This window comes from Desulfosporosinus sp. OT, from assembly GCF_000224515.1.
Taxonomy (GTDB): domain Bacteria; phylum Bacillota; class Desulfitobacteriia; order Desulfitobacteriales; family Desulfitobacteriaceae; genus Desulfosporosinus.
The window spans coordinates 1-1713 of sequence record NZ_AGAF01000051.1; the positions used below are offsets into that span (position 1 = coordinate 1).

Consider the following 1713-nt stretch of genomic DNA (forward strand, 5'->3'; position numbering starts at 1 on the left):
GGGGTAGGGGAGCGTTCTATCAGCAGAGAAGTCAAACTGTAAGGTTTGGTGGAGTGGATAGAAGTGAGAATGCCGGTATGAGTATGCGAAAAGGAAGGTGAGAATCCTTCCCGCCGAAAATCTAAGGTTTCCTGGGGAAGGCTCGTCCGCCCAGGGTAAGTCGGGACCTAAGCCGAGGCCAAAAGGCGTAGGTGATGGACAACTGGTTGAGATTCCAGTACCACCTAGAAATGTTTGAGCAATGGGGTGACACAGAAGGATAGGTTAAGCCAACCGTTGGTTGAGTTGGCCCAAGCGATGAAGGAGGTAGGGTAGGCAAATCCGCCCTGCTAACTCTGAGACGTGATGGGGAGCGAAACTTAGTAGCGAAGTAACCGACTCCAAGCTGTCAAGAAAAGCCTCTAGTGAGTGACTAGGTGCCCGTACCGTAAACCGACACAGGTAGATGGGGTGAGAATCCTAAGGCGCGCGAGAAAACCCTCGTTAAGGAACTCGGCAAAATAGCCCCGTAACTTCGGGAGAAGGGGCGCTCTTGGCAACAAGAGCCGCAGAGAAATGGTCCAGGCGACTGTTTAACAAAAACACAGGTCCCTGCTAATCCGAAAGGAGATGTATAGGGGCTGACACCTGCCCGGTGCTGGAAGGTTAAGAGGAGAGGTTAGGGGCAACCCGAAGCTTTGAATTGAAGCCCCAGTAAACGGCGGCCGTAACTATAACGGTCCTAAGGTAGCGAAATTCCTTGTCAGGTAAGTTCTGACCCGCACGAAAGGTGTAACGATCTGGACACTGTCTCGACGAGGGACTCGGCGAAATTGTAATACCCGTGAAGATGCGGGTTACCTGCGACAGGACAGAAAGACCCCATGGAGCTTTACTGTAGCTTGACATTGGATTTTGGTATAAAATGTACAGGATAGGTGGGAGACTAAGAAGCTAGGGCGCCAGCCTTGGTGGAGTCGCCGGTGGGATACCACTCTTTTTGTACTGAAGTTCTAACTAGGTCCCCTGAAGCGGGGATTAGGACAGTATCAGGTGGGCAGTTTGACTGGGGCGGTCGCCTCCTAAAGAGTAACGGAGGCGCCCAAAGGTTCCCTCAGCGCGGTTGGAAATCGCGCGAAGAGTGTAAAGGCATAAGGGAGCTTGACTGCGAGACCAACAAGTCGAGCAGGGACGAAAGTCGGGCTTAGTGATCCGGTGGTACCGAGTGGAAGGGCCATCGCTCAACGGATAAAAGCTACCCTGGGGATAACAGGCTTATCTCCCCCAAGAGTCCATATCGACGGGGAGGTTTGGCACCTCGATGTCGGCTCATCGCATCCTGGGGCTGTAGTAGGTCCCAAGGGTTGGGCTGTTCGCCCATTAAAGCGGTACGTGAGCTGGGTTCAGAACGTCGTGAGACAGTTCGGTCCCTATCCGTCGCAGGCGCAGGAAATTTGAGAGGATCTGTCCCTAGTACGAGAGGACCGGGATGGACGAATCACTGGTGTACCAGTTGTCTCGCCAGAGGCACAGCTGGGTAGCTATATTCGGAGCGGATAAGCGCTGAAAGCATCTAAGCGCGAAACCGACCTCAAGATGAGATTTCCCACAGCATAAGCTGGTAAGACCCCTGAAAGATGATCAGGTTGATAGGCCAGGTGTGGAAGCACCGTGAGGTGTGGAGCTGACTGGTACTAATCGGTCGAGGGCTTGACCTAAACGATCCCTACGCTA

At 53.3% G+C, this 1713-nt stretch carries 1 rRNA gene; it reads left to right on the forward strand.

Going from position 1 to position 1713, the window contains the following annotated elements:
- Positions 1-1697: ribosomal RNA gene (locus DOT_RS04145) — 23S ribosomal RNA — on the forward strand; the annotation flags it as partial.
- Positions 1698-1713: the final 16 nt, after the last annotated feature.